This window comes from Hirschia sp., assembly GCF_058892565.1.
In genome coordinates, this window is sequence record NZ_JBZXVU010000002.1 from 1 (window position 1) to 16,471 (window position 16,471).

18 protein-coding genes are annotated in these 16,471 nt (G+C 45.9%); 16 read left to right on the forward strand and 2 right to left on the reverse strand.

Annotation, left to right across the window (positions count from 1 at the left end):
• The 7 genes from hemC to AC5EF3_RS00445 form a co-directional block, all read left to right on the forward strand.
• Positions 1-588 (forward strand): hydroxymethylbilane synthase (gene hemC, locus AC5EF3_RS00415; RefSeq protein WP_493546600.1); only part of this gene is annotated, 588 nt, incomplete at its 5' end.
• Positions 589-593: 5 nt separating this feature from the next.
• Positions 594-1,316: a uroporphyrinogen-III synthase gene (locus AC5EF3_RS00420; protein ID WP_493546601.1), complete on the forward strand. Its 723-nt coding sequence runs from the start codon at positions 594-596 to the stop codon at positions 1,314-1,316.
• A 66-nt stretch (positions 1,317-1,382) separates the two neighbouring features.
• A complete protein-coding gene (locus AC5EF3_RS00425) occupies positions 1,383-2,993 on the forward strand; it encodes a COG4223 family protein (protein ID WP_493546602.1) in 1,611 nt (536 codons plus the stop codon).
• 5 nt (positions 2,994-2,998) lie between these two features.
• A complete protein-coding gene (locus tag AC5EF3_RS00430) occupies positions 2,999-4,486 on the forward strand; it encodes a heme biosynthesis protein HemY (protein WP_493546603.1) in 1,488 nt (495 codons plus the stop codon).
• A 232-nt stretch (positions 4,487-4,718) separates the two neighbouring features.
• Positions 4,719-5,831 carry a GNAT family N-acetyltransferase gene (locus AC5EF3_RS00435; protein WP_493546604.1) on the forward strand — a complete coding sequence of 371 codons (1,113 nt, stop codon included), beginning with the start codon at positions 4,719-4,721 and terminating at the stop codon, positions 5,829-5,831.
• 152 nt (positions 5,832-5,983) lie between these two features.
• On the forward strand, positions 5,984-7,210 hold the full coding sequence (locus AC5EF3_RS00440) for a threonine ammonia-lyase (RefSeq protein ID WP_049763112.1): 1,227 nt from the start codon (positions 5,984-5,986) through the stop codon (positions 7,208-7,210).
• 155 nt (positions 7,211-7,365) lie between these two features.
• Complete coding sequence (locus AC5EF3_RS00445) at positions 7,366-8,667, forward strand: FKBP-type peptidyl-prolyl cis-trans isomerase (protein ID WP_493546605.1); 1,302 nt, start codon at positions 7,366-7,368, stop codon at positions 8,665-8,667.
• Between the two features lie 94 nt (positions 8,668-8,761).
• On the opposite strand, the gene AC5EF3_RS00450 is transcribed toward AC5EF3_RS00445, so the two are convergent.
• Positions 8,762-9,424, reverse strand: a complete 663-nt coding sequence (locus tag AC5EF3_RS00450; RefSeq protein WP_012777926.1) for a tetratricopeptide repeat protein — start codon at positions 9,422-9,424, stop codon at positions 8,762-8,764.
• 67 nt (positions 9,425-9,491) lie between these two features.
• Between AC5EF3_RS00450 and AC5EF3_RS00455 the strand changes: the two genes are divergently transcribed.
• Positions 9,492-10,337, forward strand: a complete 846-nt coding sequence (locus tag AC5EF3_RS00455) for an SDR family oxidoreductase (RefSeq protein ID WP_493546606.1) — start codon at positions 9,492-9,494, stop codon at positions 10,335-10,337.
• Here the strand turns inward: AC5EF3_RS00455 and AC5EF3_RS00460 are convergent.
• The gene (locus AC5EF3_RS00460; RefSeq protein ID WP_493546607.1) at positions 10,316-11,089 is read right to left on the reverse strand and encodes an alpha/beta hydrolase; all 774 of its coding nucleotides are present in this window, start codon (positions 11,087-11,089) and stop codon (positions 10,316-10,318) included. The genes AC5EF3_RS00455 and AC5EF3_RS00460 overlap by 22 nt on opposite strands.
• Before the next feature lie 117 nt (positions 11,090-11,206).
• Here AC5EF3_RS00460 and AC5EF3_RS00465 point away from each other — a divergent pair, with 117 nt between their 5' ends.
• The 8 genes from AC5EF3_RS00465 to AC5EF3_RS00500 form a co-directional block, all read left to right on the forward strand.
• A complete protein-coding gene (locus tag AC5EF3_RS00465) occupies positions 11,207-12,451 on the forward strand; it encodes a glycosyltransferase family 4 protein (protein WP_493546608.1) in 1,245 nt (414 codons plus the stop codon).
• On the forward strand, positions 12,448-13,512 hold the full coding sequence (locus AC5EF3_RS00470) for a glycosyltransferase family 9 protein (protein WP_493546609.1): 1,065 nt from the start codon (positions 12,448-12,450) through the stop codon (positions 13,510-13,512). The genes AC5EF3_RS00465 and AC5EF3_RS00470 overlap by 4 nt, the downstream gene beginning before the upstream one ends.
• A 93-nt stretch (positions 13,513-13,605) precedes the next feature.
• The gene (gene infC / locus AC5EF3_RS00475) at positions 13,606-14,145 is read left to right on the forward strand and encodes a translation initiation factor IF-3 (RefSeq protein WP_012777921.1); all 540 of its coding nucleotides are present in this window, start codon (positions 13,606-13,608) and stop codon (positions 14,143-14,145) included.
• Between the two features lie 75 nt (positions 14,146-14,220).
• Entirely contained in the window at positions 14,221-14,580 is a 360-nt protein-coding gene (locus AC5EF3_RS00480; RefSeq protein ID WP_493546610.1) for an I78 family peptidase inhibitor, read from the forward strand.
• A gap of 1 nt (position 14,581) precedes the next feature.
• On the forward strand, positions 14,582-15,025 hold the full coding sequence (locus tag AC5EF3_RS00485) for a cupin domain-containing protein (protein ID WP_493546611.1): 444 nt from the start codon (positions 14,582-14,584) through the stop codon (positions 15,023-15,025).
• 220 nt (positions 15,026-15,245) lie between these two features.
• Positions 15,246-15,854 carry a hypothetical protein gene (locus AC5EF3_RS00490; RefSeq protein WP_012777918.1) on the forward strand — a complete coding sequence of 203 codons (609 nt, stop codon included), beginning with the start codon at positions 15,246-15,248 and terminating at the stop codon, positions 15,852-15,854.
• A gap of 223 nt (positions 15,855-16,077) precedes the next feature.
• The gene (gene rpmI / locus AC5EF3_RS00495; protein ID WP_012777917.1) at positions 16,078-16,278 is read left to right on the forward strand and encodes a 50S ribosomal protein L35; all 201 of its coding nucleotides are present in this window, start codon (positions 16,078-16,080) and stop codon (positions 16,276-16,278) included.
• A 47-nt stretch (positions 16,279-16,325) separates the two neighbouring features.
• Positions 16,326-16,471 (forward strand): 50S ribosomal protein L20 (locus tag AC5EF3_RS00500; protein ID WP_493546640.1); only part of this gene is annotated, 146 nt, incomplete at its 3' end.

Below are 16,471 nucleotides of genomic sequence, written 5' to 3' on the forward strand. Positions count from 1 at the left end.
GGCAATATCAAAGACCTACCTCATGGTGCAACCCTTGGAACAGCAAGTCTACGTCGCAGCGCCCAAGCCCTAGCCCTTCGTCCAGACTTAAAAATCGTGATGTTTAGAGGCAATGTGCAAACTCGCCTGCGCAAACTAGAAGAAGGTCAAGCTGACGCCACACTACTCGCTGCCGCAGGGCTAAACCGTTTAGGTATGACAGACAAAGCAGCTGGTTTTATGCCCAAAGAAGAAATGTTGCCCGCATGTGGACAAGGCATTGTCTGCACCACACTAACCAATAATGCAGAAGACTGGATTGTTAAGGCATGTCAGCAAATTGATGTTCTAGAATCACGTATTGCCGCAATAGCCGAGCGCGCTTTTCTTAAAAGATTAGACGGATCTTGCCGCACGCCTATTGCCGGACATTTGAGCTTTAACGAAACTGGTGTGGATATGCGCGGAGAAGTCTTGGCTGATGATGGCAGCAAACGCTGGTTTTCACAGATAAGCCTTGATACAATTCCAGATGAAAACCAAGCTGCTTCATTAGGGTTTGAGTTAGGTGAAAAAGTCGCCAAGCTCAGGGATAATAAGGGCCAATAAAGACTATGACAAAATTGCTTACGGTTTTAGTCACCCGCGCGGAACCAGGTGCTACACAAACGACAAACCGATTGAAACAAAATGGTTTTTTGGGTGAAAAACTACCAGCAATAAAGCTCACCCAGACTTCAATTGTATTTAATCAGCAAAACTATAAAGGTGCGCTGATTTTCACCAGTCAAAACGGCGTTCAATTTGCGCCTCGCGCTCCATTTCGACATGCAAAACAGGTCTTTTGCGTCGGCGATGCAACCGCACAAGCAGCACGTCAAGCTGGTTTTAAAAATATTCACTCCGCTCGCGGTGATGCTAATGATTTAAAACAATTTATTCGTGAAAATTGGAAACCAAATGACGGCACATTACTTCATATGGGCAATTCCACCCCGCGCGGAAATATTGTTCAAGATCTGAATGATGAGGGATATGACGCAGAGTTCTTACCTGTCTACCAATCTAAAATTCATCCTGATTTTGAAGAAAAATTTCGACATCGCTTACAAATGGATTTGAAGCTTGATGTTATTCTGGTTCATTCCCCCATGGCCGCAGAGTTTATAGATCTCGCGCTTCAAGATTGGTCACAATTATCCAGCATTACACTTCCTAAAGTCGTAGCAATTTCCCCAGACGCGGGAAATCCGCTCAAAGATCTCTTCAACGAGAAGGTAATTTGCGCTGCAAAACCTAATGAAATTAGTCTGTTAGAACAGCTTAAAGTCTCTTGAATAATTGCCCAATCTGGCGCATTAATTGAATGGGATTGAGGGACAAAGCAGGAAGAAATGATAGAGATGAACGATACTTCGGATTCAAAAAACAACAATTCCGATGGCCCTGATGACAAAACTCAGCCCGAGACTGCTTCACCTGTTTCCGAAAATACACCTTCGTCTGCAAAAGACCCAATTGATGCTGAATTTGACGATGTCATCGTAGACGACAAAACCCCTTTTGAACCAAGAGAAACAGTCGAAAAATCAGGTCCCGGTTGGGGAGCGCTTCTTACGACAGGCGCTTTTTCTGCGATTATCGGGGCTGCTATTTCTATGGTGGCCACTGGATCTAGCGGCATGGATACCGCAAAATTTGCGCCCGCCGAAGTAAAAAATCAAATCGTTAAAGTTGAAACTCTGCAAAACGATCTAAATGACCGCGTCCAAAAAATTACGGGAAGCATATCAGAGCTTGAAGCCAAGCAAACCTCATCAATTGCTAGCGTCAATGCTATCTTGGATGAACGTATCGAAAGTGAAATTTCAATGCGAGAAGAGCTATCTCTTCTCACCTCTAATTTAGAATTATTTCTAAATGACGCATCTATAACCGCAGAACCCGAAACAAACGCTGATGCGGCACTTACAGAAACTCAAAACGGATCTGAAACGCCACCCAATGCTAACACAGAAACCACTGAAACTGTCGCATCAGATACATCACCTACCCAACCAAGCCGCCTAGCTGCACTACGCTCGCTTATTACGCGCATGGACGTACTCGAATCTCAATTGGCAGCTTCTGGCGGTGATGAAGACGGTATCGCGTCAACCAACCTACCAAACCAGCTCTCAAGTGAAGATATTTCAACCCTCACTCAAAGGCTAAACAAAGTTGAAGCTGCTGAAGCTAGCTTGAAAAAAGCCATGCAGGCACGATCTGACGCTATTCGCGCTTTAAATCTTGGCCTCACTCAAACTCAAAAAGCCGTCAAAAGCGTCGAAGCTGATATTGAAGAATTACGTAGTGAAAAAATCACTGCATCTGCAAAGGCACAATTAGAGCGCTCAAGCCTCGAACAATCTCAAGCGTCAATTTCAAGTGCCTCTATTGCAATGACCAAACTCGAAGCAAAATCTTCACGAGGAAAACCCTTCTTCCAAGCTTGGACCGACCTTTCACAAGCTATGCCAAATAACGACAATGTGAAACAGTTAGAAAACATTGCGCGGCGCGGCGTACCTTCAATCGAGCAATTGTCCTCTGCTTTTACAGAAATGGAAGCTAGCCTCGTCAAAAAAGCATCCGCCTCTCAGGAAAATGACGGATGGGACTGGGCACGCAATGCGCTTGGCGGTGTCGTCTCCGTGAAACGCACTGAAGGAGAAAAAATCGATAATGCCGGACGACTTCAAAACATCTCCAATGCCTTAAAAGCAAGCAAAATGGACGAAGTTGTTAAAAATGCCAAAGATATTGATGGCCCTTTAGCGTTAGAAATAGAAGACTGGCTCGAAGGCGCTCAAAGACGTTTGGCCTTTGATCAACTTTCAGACGCCATTAAAAAAGATATTCTCGAACAAGTTGGCGTTATTATGCCACCTGAAGGTCTGGAAACAGATACAATTTCTCCAGAACCAGCCCCAGAAACAGCCAATAAAACGGTTGCCAGCGAAGAAGGTCAGTAAACATTATGCGAATAGTCATATTGCTAGCCGTTGTTATCCTGACGATCGCTGCTGTTACATACGCCTTTAACGCACCAGATGACGTCTCGATTGCTTTCAATGGCGCTGAATATGGCATGTCTCGCTACACAGCTGGTATTTTGGTGATTGTCACAGGTGCCTTGGTTGCCGTTGGTTGGTATGTTCTTTCAACAATCCTTCGCATACCATTTGCATTAAACAGAAGCGCAAAGCGCGCCAGATTTGGGAAAGCACGCAATGCTCTGGCTGATGGTCTGATCGCAGCCGAAGGTGGAGATTCAATCGATGCTTTAAAAAAAGCACGCAAATCGACCAATCTCGCAAAATCAGATGCTAGTGATCGCAAACTTTCCTATCTGCTGGCAGCGCGCGCCGCAGAAGCCAATGGCGACTGGAGTGATGCTGAACATGCCTATAGCGATCTCTCCCGTGAAAAAGGGGCCGAGTTAGTTGGCCTGCGGGGCCTTGCAGCGGCCGCAATTCAACGCGGCGACCTTCGCGGCGCAGAAACTCACACACGTAAGGCTTTATCTCTCAAATCCAATGCTAGCTGGCCTTTTAGCACATTGTTTGAACTACAAACTAAAGCGGCTGATTGGGAATCGGCAAATGAAACACTGACCATTGGTGAAAAGCGCAAATCCATTGATTTAGAAGTGGCCCGCCGCCGCAGAGCCGTTCTTCACACGGCTCAAGCATCTCGCATTCGACAGGAAGCGCCAGAAAAAGCAGAAAGACTAGCCGCAGATGCGGCACGTATGGCGCCTAGTTTTCCGCCAGCCGCCTATATCGCTGCTAGTTTACAATTAGCAGCAGGCAAAGCATCCAAAGCACAAGCAAGCATAGAAGGTGCATGGCGAATTCGTCCCCACCCAGCGCTGGCATTGCTATGGCGTGATCTTAAAACAAATGAACCAACATCCGCACGTGCAAAACGCTTAAATGCGCTTGCACACATTAATCCATCGCATCGTGAAAGCCGTATTTTACTCGTTGAAGCCGCTATGATTCAAGGCCAATGGGACGAAGCTGAAGAAACGCTCAGCCATGTTCTTCGCGAAGGTGAAACCACGCGCTTGTGCACGCTTATGGAGGCAATTGTCGGCGGGCGCGGCGATGTGGAACAGGCATCAAGATGGTCACGTTTAGCTTCATCTGCAGCCAGAGAAGCCGATTGGTCTGATATTGATCCAGATGGTCGTGCATTCAATTTCATCAATGAAGATTGGGCGCGCCTCGTCTACACATTTGGAGATGCAGGTTCACTCATCCACCCAAGATATGAAACCTATGGCGGCGAATTGGAAACCATTGCTCATATAGCGTTGCCATCTCCGACAAAATCTAATCCGGTTCAACCTCCAGAAAATCTTGCGGTCATTGAACCTGCTCTTGAAGAAGAAACAGGTAAAAACAAAGAAGAGATTATCGTCGATGGTGATGAAGTCGAGCAAAATGGTCGCACACAATAACAAACGTGATTGTAAAACCCATTAAAAATGCTCTTCAAAAGTATTATTTTTCTTGAGAAACTCACATAAACCACTGAATACAGTGATAATATTTTATAATTTGAGAAATATTCACTTAACCGTTAGAGTAAAGTTATCATAAATTTCATAGAGTACTCTAAATAGAATTCTCATCTTATTGATTTATGTTCAAATTTCGCAAGTTTGTTTGCGAAGTTAGAAGAGCATTCTGATGTGGTTTGATGTAGGACCGTTAGTTGTGAAAGCACACTGCGTATCGCCGAGTGATTTGACAAGAGACGAGCTGAATGCTTGGCATAGAATCCTGTCTGAGAATCCTGCTTTAAGAAGTCCCTATCTTTCACCAAGTTGGGCAAAGCTTGTAAATCGTTCACGAGCTGACTCTAAAGTTGTTGTCTTCACAAGAGATTCAAAACCCGTCGGATTCTTACCTGCTCAACGTTTAAATGGACATGCTGCATTGCCATTGGGCGGCCCAATCTGTGATTATCAGTGTTTCATTGCTGGAAACAACACCAAATTTGACCCACGCCTCGCCTTGGATGCCCTTAATGTTCAACGCATAGATTTTACTGGTCTAACTGATGGTCATGCCTGCTGCGCACCCCACATCAAATCTGAAGATTCAGGCATGTTGGTCGATCTTTCATCTGGTTGGGAAGGCTATCAAGAAGCAAAGCGCGCATCTGGTTCCAGCGTTATCAAACGCACACGGAAAAAATTCCGCAAAATGAAATCTGAATGCAAAAATGTAACATTTGAAGCTTTCACCCATAATAGATCTGATTTTGAAACTTTGATGCAATGGAAACGCGATCAATGGAAAAGAACAAACTCCGTTGACGTCATGTCAAAGCCTTGGATTAGTCAGATCATTTCAGATTCATTTGATATTTCCGAAGAAGGTTTTGGAGGTGAGTTATTTACCTTGAAATCAGATGGTGAACTTGTCGCTGCCCTTTACGCGCTGAAGTTAGACAAAGTTCTTCATGCTTGGTTTGTCGGATATTCAAGAGATTATGAATGCTATTCACCGGGATTAATATTATTCACTGAAGCCATCCATGCTATGGCAGATGCAGGATATGAAATGCTGGATCTTGGTGGGGGCGATTATCGTTTCAAACAAAGCCTCGCCACTCAAACCCGAGTCGCTGGTCCTGGTTTTGTCGGATCTACCAATCTCGCAACACTTTCCAGATCTCTTCAATATAAATTGCGCGCTTCAGTAGAGGCAATGCCGTTGGGACCGGTCAGTGATTGGCCAGCCAAAGCCATGCGTCGTGTGGACGTCATGCGCGGTATGCACAATTCAAACGCATAAACCAGAAGCAAAATATTTCTGTTATTTCCGGCTTAAGCCAAAAATATTTATAATTTTTCGTCCTAAGGCGTGAAAAACAACAAATCTCCCCATTTGATATGTTGATGCTTACCTAAAGGCCGCATAGTGTCCCGCAAAATTTCTTGTAGGATATGAATGAAGTGACCGACGCAAAAACAATCTCATATGAAGACATATTAGCTGCAGCCAAAGAGCTGGAAGGCGAACTGGAACGCACGCCAATGCGTAAATCCCGTACATTGTCAGAGATTACCGGCGCGGAAATTTGGATTAAATTTGAAAACCTCCAATTTACGGCTGCTTTCAAAGAACGCGGCGCGCTAAACAAGCTAAAAAGCTTAACTGAGGCTGAGAAGAAAGCCGGCGTCGTCGCGATGTCTGCGGGAAATCACGCCCAAGGTGTCGCCTATCATGCTGCCCGCTTAGGTATTCCAGCAACCATCGTCATGCCCAAATCAACTCCCTTCGTGAAGGTTGAGCATACACGTAATTATGGTGCACGGGTCATCCTCCACGGAGAAATGCTAACTGAGTCTGATGCCTACGCGCGCGAATTGGAAGCAAAAGAAGGCCTCACATTCATCCACCCTTATGACGACGCCAAAGTCGTCGCTGGACAAGGCACAATAGCTTTGGAAATGTTAGAGGATCAACCAGATCTGGAATATCTTGTCGTTCCAGTCGGAGGCGGTGGTTTAATTGGTGGCATGACTGTAGCCGCTAAACACATCAACCCGGATATCCATATTGTTGGTGTTGAACCTAGCATGTACCCATCTTTGACCGCTGAAATGCGCAATGAAGAAGCCCAAGTTGGTGGCGCGACGATTGCCGAAGGTATCGCCGTTAAAAAAGTAGGTGAAATCGGTGCCGCTATCTGCCGCGAGATGATGGACGAGGTATTGCTCGTTGAAGAAGAGCATCTTGAACGTGCGATTACATTGCTTGCGACAGTTGAGAAAACTGTTGCTGAAGGTGCCGGCGCCGCTGGTTTAGCGGCCCTACTCGCCTACCCGCAAAAATTCTCCGGTCGCCGTGTCGGTCTTGTTGTATGTGGCGGAAATATTGATACACGTTTGCTCGCATCCGTTTTAACGCGCTCGCTTGTACGTGAAAAACGCTTAGCCTCTATTCGTATGGTTGGCGGTGACAATCCGGGCTTGCTTGCCGATGTGTCCCGTATCATTGGTGAAGGCGGCGCCAACATAATCGAAGTTGCTCACAATCGAATAGCACTGGATGTGCCTGCCAAAGGTGCCGAATTTGATATTTTGATCGAAACACGCGACGCGCAACACACGCAGGACATCGTAGATGCTTTGTCCAGAGCAGGTTTCCCACCACGCTCACAAGACTAGCTTGTGATAAAAGCGAGAGAATAGAATCAAATTATAGATATTCTCTCGCCAAACCTGAATCATACTTAACATATCCAAATGAAACAGGCCCTTTTGTCTATTCAGATTGTTTGCTAACACCCACATAATCTTAATCCAGCAGGAAAGACCCATTCATGCTGAAACGCTTTATACTTAGTCTGCTCGCTGTTTGCTTCGTCGCAGCTTGCTCTGACACTCAATCCTCGGAGATATCTTTGACTGATCCATTTGCAACCGCCTTACCTTGGGATGAATCCCGTTCAGACATCATCAAAACAGAAAGCGGGCTGCAATATATCGTCCTTAAATCTGGCGATAAAGACGGCATCAACCCTCTCCCAACCGACCAAGTTGTAGTTCACTATGACGGTCGTCTCGCAGAGGGTGGCAAGAAATTTGACTCATCCTATGATCGCGGTTCACCGGCTACTTTTCCAGCTGGTGGTTTAATCCCGGGCTGGGTAGAAGCGCTTCAACTTATGACGCCCGGCGATGAGTGGATGGTTTTCATTCCGTCAGACCTAGGATATGGCCAACACGGCGCAGGCAGTGACATCCCGCCAAATGCAGACCTTGTATTCCGCGTCTCTCTTGAAGACGTTATCGAAGGGCCAAAGCCAATCAAAGTAGACGAGACAATCTGGTCAAAATACGCACAATGGCCAACAGATTCAGACGAAGTTGTAAAAACTGATAGCGGCTTACAATACATCATCCTTAAATCTGGCGACGAAAACGGCATAAGCCCGACACCATCAGATCAAGTCGTTGCTCATTATGATGGACGCCTTGCCACAAACGGTCAAAAGTTTGACTCTTCATTTGATCGCGGTGAGCCTGCTGTTTTCCCAGCTGGTGGTCTTATCCCAGGTTGGGTTGAAGCACTGCAACTGATGAAACCTGGTGATGAATGGATGCTTTATGTACCAGCTGATCTCGCCTATGGCGAGGACGGTGCCGGCGGCGCTATTCCACCAAACACAGACTTGATGTTCATGCTTCACCTGAAAGACGTACGCGTCACACCAAAGTCAGATGAAGCAGCTTGGGCAAAATATTCAGATTGGCCTAGCGATGCCGAAGAAGTCATCAAGACAGAAAGCGGCTTGCAATATGTCATCCTAGAATCTGGTGATCCAGATGGTGTCAGCCCACGTCCGCAAGACATGGTAGATGTTCACTATGAAGGTCGCCTAGCATCAGATGGAAGCATGTTTGACTCTTCCTTCCAGCGCGGAGAGTCCGCTCAATTTCCAGCTGGTCGTCTTATCCCAGGTTGGGTTGAAGGCCTCCAATTGATGAAACCAGGCGATCGTTGGATGATGTATATCCCATACGAGCTAGCCTATGGTGAAGCTGGACGCCCACCGGTTATCCCAGCTAAAGCAGACCTGATGTTCGAAGTCGCTCTTGGCGGTGTTCAACGCGCTGACTAAAAGTGATATAAAACGACACAAATAAAAAAGGCGGCTTCTTTCGAAGTCGCCTTTCTTTTTGCTCTGATTATCTAGCGCATTACAAAACTCTCACCTATCGGTGCGTATTCCCGCTTTTACGGAGGGCATCGCGCACTTCTCCGCGCAGCACCAAAACATCAATGTCTTTTGGCGCTAAATACATAGCCACTTTCAGATCTTTTTCAGCTAGGTCTAATTCATTCAATCCCAGCCGTGCTTTTATGCGCATTTTCAATGCATCAAGATCATTTTGATCTAACGCCAACGCCTCGGTCGCATCTGAATCCACCCCTAACCATTGCTTGAGCATCACGCGGGCGCGGGCTCGATCTTTATATAATTCAGGATCAGAAGGGGATAAGCGAATAGCATTACTCAAAGTTAGCTCCGCCGCTTCATAGCGATGCGCAATCAGCCAAGCATTACCTGATTGGGCCAAATAAACAGCACGGTCCTGTATGGTGCCGCCATCTGTGGCATTTGCCAAATCTTCAAGCCGAATAGCACCCTCTTCCAGATGCCCCAATTCTATCAAAGCAAGGGCAACGCAATGTCTGGCACGGGCGCGATTAGTTTCAGCCATCCATGCAAGACCGTCTTCATATGCATCAGCAGGAGATGTATCCAATTTGCTAATACATGCCTCAAGCCGCTCGACTTCTCTTTCCGCATATTGTGATGATGCATCTAGCATCATAAAAACTGATACCAGACTAGACTGGACGAAGGCGATCATAGCGGCTTACTCCTGAAGCAAGATATTACGCACACTCTACGCGCTCAATCCCGAAGGTACAAATGACATGACTGTTAGAACGTTAATGTGTTTTGGATATGGCTATACCGCAAAATACCTTGCGAAAAACGTTTCGGTTTCGAAATGGAAAGTAATTGGCACAAATCGCGACCCCGAAACGAATTTTGATCCCGAAAATAAAAACGTCCGTCTACTGACATGGCCTGATCCGCAATTTCGCCCACCACAGGCAGATGCAGTCCTTATTTCGGTTCCGCCAAACAACCAAACATGCCCTGTTTTTGCTCAATTAGATCAACTGAAAAATTGTTTCGGATCAAAAACATGGATAGGATTTTTGTCTTCCACCGGTGTTTATGGAGATTTAGGTGGTGGTTGGGCATTTGAAGAAACGCCAATAAAACCGTTAAGCACCGAAGCAAAAAATCGCGCTATTGCGGAAAGACAATGGCAAGATATAGGCGCGCACATATTTCGTCTACCCGGAATTTACGGCCCCGGACGATCCACATTTGACCGCATCAGATCGGGCAAATCCCGCCGTATTATCAAACAAGGCCAGATTTTTTCTCGTGCACATGTAGAAGATATTGCTGATTTATTGGCGCGCTCAATCGCCAAGCCAAATCCCGGTAGAATATATAATGTCGCTGATGATGTTCCGTGTTCACCGCAAGAGCTTATTGAACATGGCGCAAAACTTTTAGGTGTCGACCCACCCCCAACTGTCGCATTCGAAGATGCCGGCCTGCCATTAAAAGCCCAGCGCTTTTATTCAGAATGCAAGCGCATTTCCAATGCACGCGCAAAATCCGAACTTGGCTGGCGTCCCAAATATCCAAGCTATAAAGAAGGTCTACCTGCCATACTTCAGGCTGAAACATCCAATTGATCAGCCAAGGTCAACACAGTATGTTTGATATTTTCAATATCTTGCGGGCGTGACATACGATGATCGCCATCTTTGACGAGATGAAAACTCACATCTTCAGATGTTATCTGAGTCACCAAATTCTGCGCGTATTCCCAAGGCACAGCATCATCTAAAACACCCTGAATAATACGAACTGGCATATTGTTTAGATCAATTGGCGAATCCGTAATCTGAAGCTCACGTCCCGCCTGTATCAGTGCTTTGGTGATTGGATAATCATCTTCATATTCAGATGGGCGCATCCAAAAGCCCTTTGTTTCAATTTCTTCTCTGATCTCTTGAGAAAACCCAGCCCACATAAGTTTTTCGGTAAAATCTGGCGCTGGTGCAATCAAAACCAGTCCCACCACGCGCTCTGGTCTCTCCATCGCTGCCATGAGAGACACCCACCCTCCCATGGACGAGCCGACCAATATAATCGGGCCATCAATTAGTTCATCAATGGCTAGCAGCGCATCGCGTTTCCAATCAGCAATCGTCGTACTTTCAAAGGCGACATCGCTTTCACCATGGCCGGTATAATCAAAACGCAAGAAAGCTCGATCATGTGCCATGGCCGCTTGATGCAGTTCTGTTGCTTTGCCGCCCATCATGTCTGAACGCAGACCACCACACCACACAATACCTACTTTTTTTGCATTGCCATTTGAACGTCGAAACGCAATTTTTCCAGCTGGAGTTGGATGAAATTCTGTTTTGGCAAAAGACATTGGAAACTCCGAAATTTAATCCTGTATGGTCGTTAGCGATGAACTACGATATATGAGTCATCAAACCAAGTAACTTGCATACCCTATTTATATGCGTTGACGAGCGAGAGCATACTCATGACCACTGATAAGCAAACAGCTGGTGACGCATCATTGTCCAATAAATCTCTGCCAGACCTTTCAGGCAAAACAATCTTACAAGTTATTCCTGATTTAGCAGCTGGCGGCGCAGAGCGTACAACTGTCGAAGTGGCTGAAGCAATCGTAAACGCGGGTGGACGCGCCCTCATTGCCAGTGCCGGCGGACGCCTCGAAACAGAACTTAAAGCAGTTGGCGGAGAGCTAGTCAGACGAGAATCATTACCTTCTAAAAATCCAATTACGATTTTCCAAAACGCCGGATGGTTGCAACAGATAATCTCCAAGGAAAACGTATCACTTATCCACGCCCGCTCTCGGGCACCAGCTTGGAGTGCCTATTGGGCTAGCAAGGCCACACATATACCTTTCGTGACAACCTATCACGGTGCCTATAATGCTAAATCAGCTTTGAAGCATTGGTATAACTCTGTCATGGCACGCGGAAACATCGTGATCGCTAATTCAGCATTCATTGCAGAGCATGTCGCCATTACTTACCCAAAAGCTGCAAACAGAGTCGTCACCATCCCTAGAGGCGTGGACCTAAAAGCCTTCACGAAGTCGACAATTTCTCAAACGCAACGCGATGCAATTATTGAATCTTGGTTCTCGGGAACTAAGCCAGATCTACCCATTATTCTCCTACCCGGCCGCCTCACAGGGTGGAAGGGACAAAAAATTGCCATTCAAGCGATGACCCAATTGGCCAAAAACGGCAATAAAGACTGGATACTCATCCTCGCAGGAGATGATCAGGGACGCACTGAATACACATCAGAATTACGCTCAATGATTGACCGCGAAAGCCTATCTGAACACATCAAAATCGTCGGTCATTGCTCAGACATACCTGCTGCAATGGACATAAGCGATATCGTATTGGCCCCTTCGCAAGAAGCTGAAGCCTTTGGCCGCGTCGCTGCTGAAGCAGGCGCATTGGAACTTCCGACAATCGTGTCAGACCTAGGCGGACAACGCGAAACTGTGATTGAAGGCGTGACCGGATTTAGAGTAAAAGCAGGTGATATCAATGCGTTAAGTCGTGCCATACAAAAAGCACTGCAAATGCCAATTGAACAACGTCAAATTATGGGCAAAAAAGCAGCACTCCACATACAGTCTAATTTCACGACGGCAAACCTGCAGGCGATGACTTTAGGCGTTTACGCTGATGTGCTTCAATCAAAGACCAATACGCAACGCTTAGGGCATTCTGAATGACGACGGATACAGAAATGGAATTTGTTCCGCCTGCAAACCCCGGAGATAAACTCCGAAGGGTATTGATCATCCAATTTGGGCCTATGCGTTGTTTCCTAGAAGGCATGGCCGCTAGCGCTTATATTCGCCGCACGCATAGATCAGCGCATATTACCCTACTGACTGAACCCAGATTTCATGAATTTGGTAAGGCATGTCCCTATTTCAACGACGTTGAAGTCCTTACTGAAAACACAAAAGCCTTTGTTTTAAAAAAGCTCAAAAGCGCAAAATATGAAATGCTTTATGACTTTCAAAACGACAAAGAAAGCCTTTCAATCGGAAAGTCACTTGGTATCAAGCTGCAATCAAGCATCGCAAATGGCGTATCGCATACATATCGCGCTTTTGCCCCGATTGAACATTATACACGCCGTGTTGCAGACCAATTATTCTGCGCTGGTATTGCAGCAACAGATGGTGGCCTCATTAAGCGTTGGACGGAGGCAGAACGACCTCGATCTGACTTTAGCTGGATTAGAGCCGCATTTAGAAATTCACCTCGCTTAGAGCCAGCGTTTTTCAATCTCTATGAGAAATATGCCCTCATCATTCCTGGCGGACCGCTAGATGGAACCGAAGCAAGCTGGTCGCCCCAGAAGTTTGGACAACTTGCAAATAAGATTGCAGAAGCTGGGCTCATCCCAGTGATCGTCGGCAATCCAACTCAGGGTCAGGCTGCTCAGAAGATAAACGCTATATGCGAGAAAGCCGTAAACCTGATTTCACGTGCTGATTTCTTCCAAATTATATCAATCGCTCAACGTGCTCAGTTTTTTGTTGGTGGGGAAACCGGACCAACCTATTTAGCCGCCAGCACAAATATTCCGGGAATTGTATTATTTCGTCAGGGTTGGTCTCAAGAAGATGAAGCAAGTTTAAAAACGATATGGAACCCTCGCACTCGCCTAGGCGAACTTGCGCCCAAGGGCGGGAATATCATCGCGAATACTGCTGAAAATATAGACACAATAGAAACAGAAAACGTTTGGCAGTCCATTTTAGGATTAAATGTGCTATAGTATATAATGATATTGCATTTTCCTATCTTGAATAAGAGCCAAGAATAGGCCAATGGATATTACACAAATATTGGCAACAACAGGAGATTAGCCATAGCACGTCGCCCACAAGCAGCAGCGCCTGCAAAGAAAACCGGCCCCAACGTCAACCAAGACATCACTGCACCTCGCGTCCTTCTCATTGATGAAGCCGGCGAAAAACAAGGTGAGATGCCTCTTAGTTCTGCGTTAGATGCGGCCCGGGAAGCTGGCTTGGACCTCGTAGAAGTTTCCGGTGGATCACAACCAACCGTGGTAAAAATCCTCGATTACGGAAAACTACGCTTTGAAGAACAAAAGAAACGCGCTGCTGCAAAGAAAAAGCAGAAAGCTGCGGACCTTAAAGAAATCAAAATGCGCCCCAACATCGACACGCACGATTACGAAGTGAAGAAAAAAGCCATGACGCGCTTTTTCGATGATGGCGATAAGGTGAAAGTCACATTGCGTTTCCGTGGACGTGAAATGGCTCACCAACAATTGGGTATGGAATTGCTTCAACGCGTTAAAGAAGACTTTGCCGAGATTTCTAAAGTTGAAACAGAGCCAAAACTTGAAGGCCGTCAAATGACGATGGTTCTTTCACCACGCTAGCATTGATAATCAGCTAGAAACTTTATGCCACCGCATAGTTTAATCATGCATTTCTTTCAAAATGGGGAAAATCGAATGCGTACATTAATGAAAACCCTCAGCGGTGGCATGTTTGCCCTTTTTATCAGCGCATGCGCGACAACACTCCCGTCAGACTCTATTGAAACAACAAATCCAGAGCCGGTGTCATCCACACCAGGTGAAATACCTGCGCAAATAGATCCCACATCCGAAGCTCAAGCGAATAAAGACACATGTGGTGCCGCGCCGCTTAATATGCTTATCGGGAAAAGCATCGCCGCTGTTCAGATGCCAGCTGATCAAAACATCCGCATTATCGGTGTAGATACGATGGTCACCAAAGATTTTCGTCCTGATCGGATAAACATCAAAATTGATGAAGTCGCGACGATAACAGACATCTATTGCGGCTAAATTGAACAAGTCGCCTCAAACCAAAGCCCAACAGCTTATTAAGTCATTAGAGATGCAGCCCCACCCTGAAGGTGGTTGGTATAAAGAGACATGGCGTGAATCACCGCCTAATTCTCAAAGACCATCTGGAACTGCAATCTTTTATTTACTTGAAGCAGGTCAGTATAGCCACTGGCACAAAGTAGATGCCACTGAAATCTGGCATTGGTATGATGGCGCACCGCTCACACTTGAAATTTCCCCTGATGATAAAACCCCTGCTTCCCAGCATGTTCTGGGGCCAGACATTCTCAGTGGACAAATGCCTCAAATCATTGTGCCAAAAGGACACTGGCAGTGTGCCAAGTCGACAGGCTCATACTCACTTGTCGGCTGTACAGTTAGTCCCGGATTTGAATTTTCAGGCTTTGAAATGGCTCCGCCCCATTTCTGTCCCGGCAATTAGCATTCTCAAAACCCTCAGTACACAAAGCTTTTTTAGGTTAACCCGTCTCGATTCGGGACATATGGTTAATGAAAGGTTAATATAATACCGTAAATAAAAATAATGCTGGATCAGTTCTTGCAAAGCTGCTATGCAAATATGTAACAACCCATTTTCGCAGAGCTAGCCATTAATTTATGCAGCTCTCGAAATATAAAAAAGACCCCGGGGATTTTCTAATATGTTGAAAAACATAAAAACAATTGCAGTATCTTTGTTCGCAGCCAGCATCGCAACAATTGGCATGTCCAGCCAGACAGCCCAAGCAAACGACGTTCAAGACTTTTTGTCTGAGTTCAATTTTGAAACTGGCCGTGTATTGATCATTGCTCCAGATGGCGTTCGTCCATCTGCAGATTGGTCAATTCGCTTCAGCGCAGACTTCGGATCTCGCAAAGCAAACTCAACACCAATCGTGATTGATTATGCTCTTGCTGACCAAAAAGCAGTTAAATTGCCTGCAAACGTATCTGAAGAAAACGCTTACATGCTAGCTGTTCAACCCGAGCTAAGCATAGAAGCCAACCAAACACGTGCTGATTTTGTTGGCTTGTCTAAAATGGATGGTGCAGATGAAGTCGCCATCAACATGCAGCTAGGTGCTAGCTTTAAAATTGCTGATGACAAGCAAGCAAATGTGTGTGCTGCAAACAAAATCCCTACACCTGTAGATGTATGGATCAAACCATCAGACGATGCAGACTGGCAGCGCCTATCTGACATGGAAAACCTATGGAAATTTGGTTTCTTCTTGCGTTCAGCGATTAACTCGGCTTGCCCTACAATCTAAGCTGAATAGTCAAAATCAAGAATTCTAAAGGCGGCTTTTTTCAAGGTCGCCTTTTTATATGGACCCATATTTGAGGCGAACATACGAATCTCTATTGATTCTTTTTGTCAGCCGCGTATAAGTCCGCCTTTCGTGTACTAGCTGGGCCAATAGGCATGCCTTGTTAGTCTGAACATCAAGTCCCGCCAATTACCAGATTGGCAACGACCTTTAGGAGATGAAAATGCCAAAATTGAAAACTAAAAGCGGTGTAAAAAAGCGCTTTAAATTGACAGCAACTGGTAAAGTAAAATCAGGCCAAGCAAACAAACGCCACGGCATGATCAAACGTACGCCTAAACAAATCCGTCAACAACGCGGAACAACTGTTATGGCAGACAATGAAGCGCGTAAAGTGAAGGCATTCCTTCCATACGGCCTTTAAGCCCTTTTGCATCAATTTAGATAAACACCGAATTTTAGGAGAAGCTCATGGCTCGCGCACGCGGTAAAGTCCCAGCACATGCTCGTCACAAAAAAGTAATCAAAGCTGCAAAAGGTTATTACGGTCGCCGTAAGAACACTTTCCGTACAGCTCAATCTGCCGTTATGAAGGCAGGCCAATACGCTTATGTTGG

What these genes read in the sequence shown, in the direction of transcription:
- rpmI (WP_012777917.1), top strand. Translation starts at nt 16,078, where the DNA reads ATGCCAAAATTGAAAACTAAAAGCGGTGTAAAAAAGCGCTTTAAATTG.
- AC5EF3_RS00470 (WP_493546609.1), top strand. Translation starts at nt 12,448, where the DNA reads ATGACGACGGATACAGAAATGGAATTTGTTCCGCCTGCAAACCCCGGA.
- AC5EF3_RS00455 (WP_493546606.1), top strand. Translation starts at nt 9,492, where the DNA reads ATGACTGTTAGAACGTTAATGTGTTTTGGATATGGCTATACCGCAAAA.
- AC5EF3_RS00480 (WP_493546610.1), top strand. Translation starts at nt 14,221, where the DNA reads ATGCGTACATTAATGAAAACCCTCAGCGGTGGCATGTTTGCCCTTTTT.
- AC5EF3_RS00420 (WP_493546601.1), top strand. Translation starts at nt 594, where the DNA reads ATGACAAAATTGCTTACGGTTTTAGTCACCCGCGCGGAACCAGGTGCT.
- AC5EF3_RS00460 (WP_493546607.1), bottom strand. Translation starts at nt 11,089, where the DNA reads ATGTCTTTTGCCAAAACAGAATTTCATCCAACTCCAGCTGGAAAAATT.
- AC5EF3_RS00490 (WP_012777918.1), top strand. Translation starts at nt 15,246, where the DNA reads ATGTTGAAAAACATAAAAACAATTGCAGTATCTTTGTTCGCAGCCAGC.
- AC5EF3_RS00445 (WP_493546605.1), top strand. Translation starts at nt 7,366, where the DNA reads ATGCTGAAACGCTTTATACTTAGTCTGCTCGCTGTTTGCTTCGTCGCA.
- AC5EF3_RS00450 (WP_012777926.1), bottom strand. Translation starts at nt 9,424, where the DNA reads ATGATCGCCTTCGTCCAGTCTAGTCTGGTATCAGTTTTTATGATGCTA.
- AC5EF3_RS00440 (WP_049763112.1), top strand. Translation starts at nt 5,984, where the DNA reads ATGAATGAAGTGACCGACGCAAAAACAATCTCATATGAAGACATATTA.
- AC5EF3_RS00430 (WP_493546603.1), top strand. Translation starts at nt 2,999, where the DNA reads ATGCGAATAGTCATATTGCTAGCCGTTGTTATCCTGACGATCGCTGCT.
- AC5EF3_RS00425 (WP_493546602.1), top strand. Translation starts at nt 1,383, where the DNA reads ATGAACGATACTTCGGATTCAAAAAACAACAATTCCGATGGCCCTGAT.
- AC5EF3_RS00465 (WP_493546608.1), top strand. Translation starts at nt 11,207, where the DNA reads ATGACCACTGATAAGCAAACAGCTGGTGACGCATCATTGTCCAATAAA.
- AC5EF3_RS00435 (WP_493546604.1), top strand. Translation starts at nt 4,719, where the DNA reads ATGTGGTTTGATGTAGGACCGTTAGTTGTGAAAGCACACTGCGTATCG.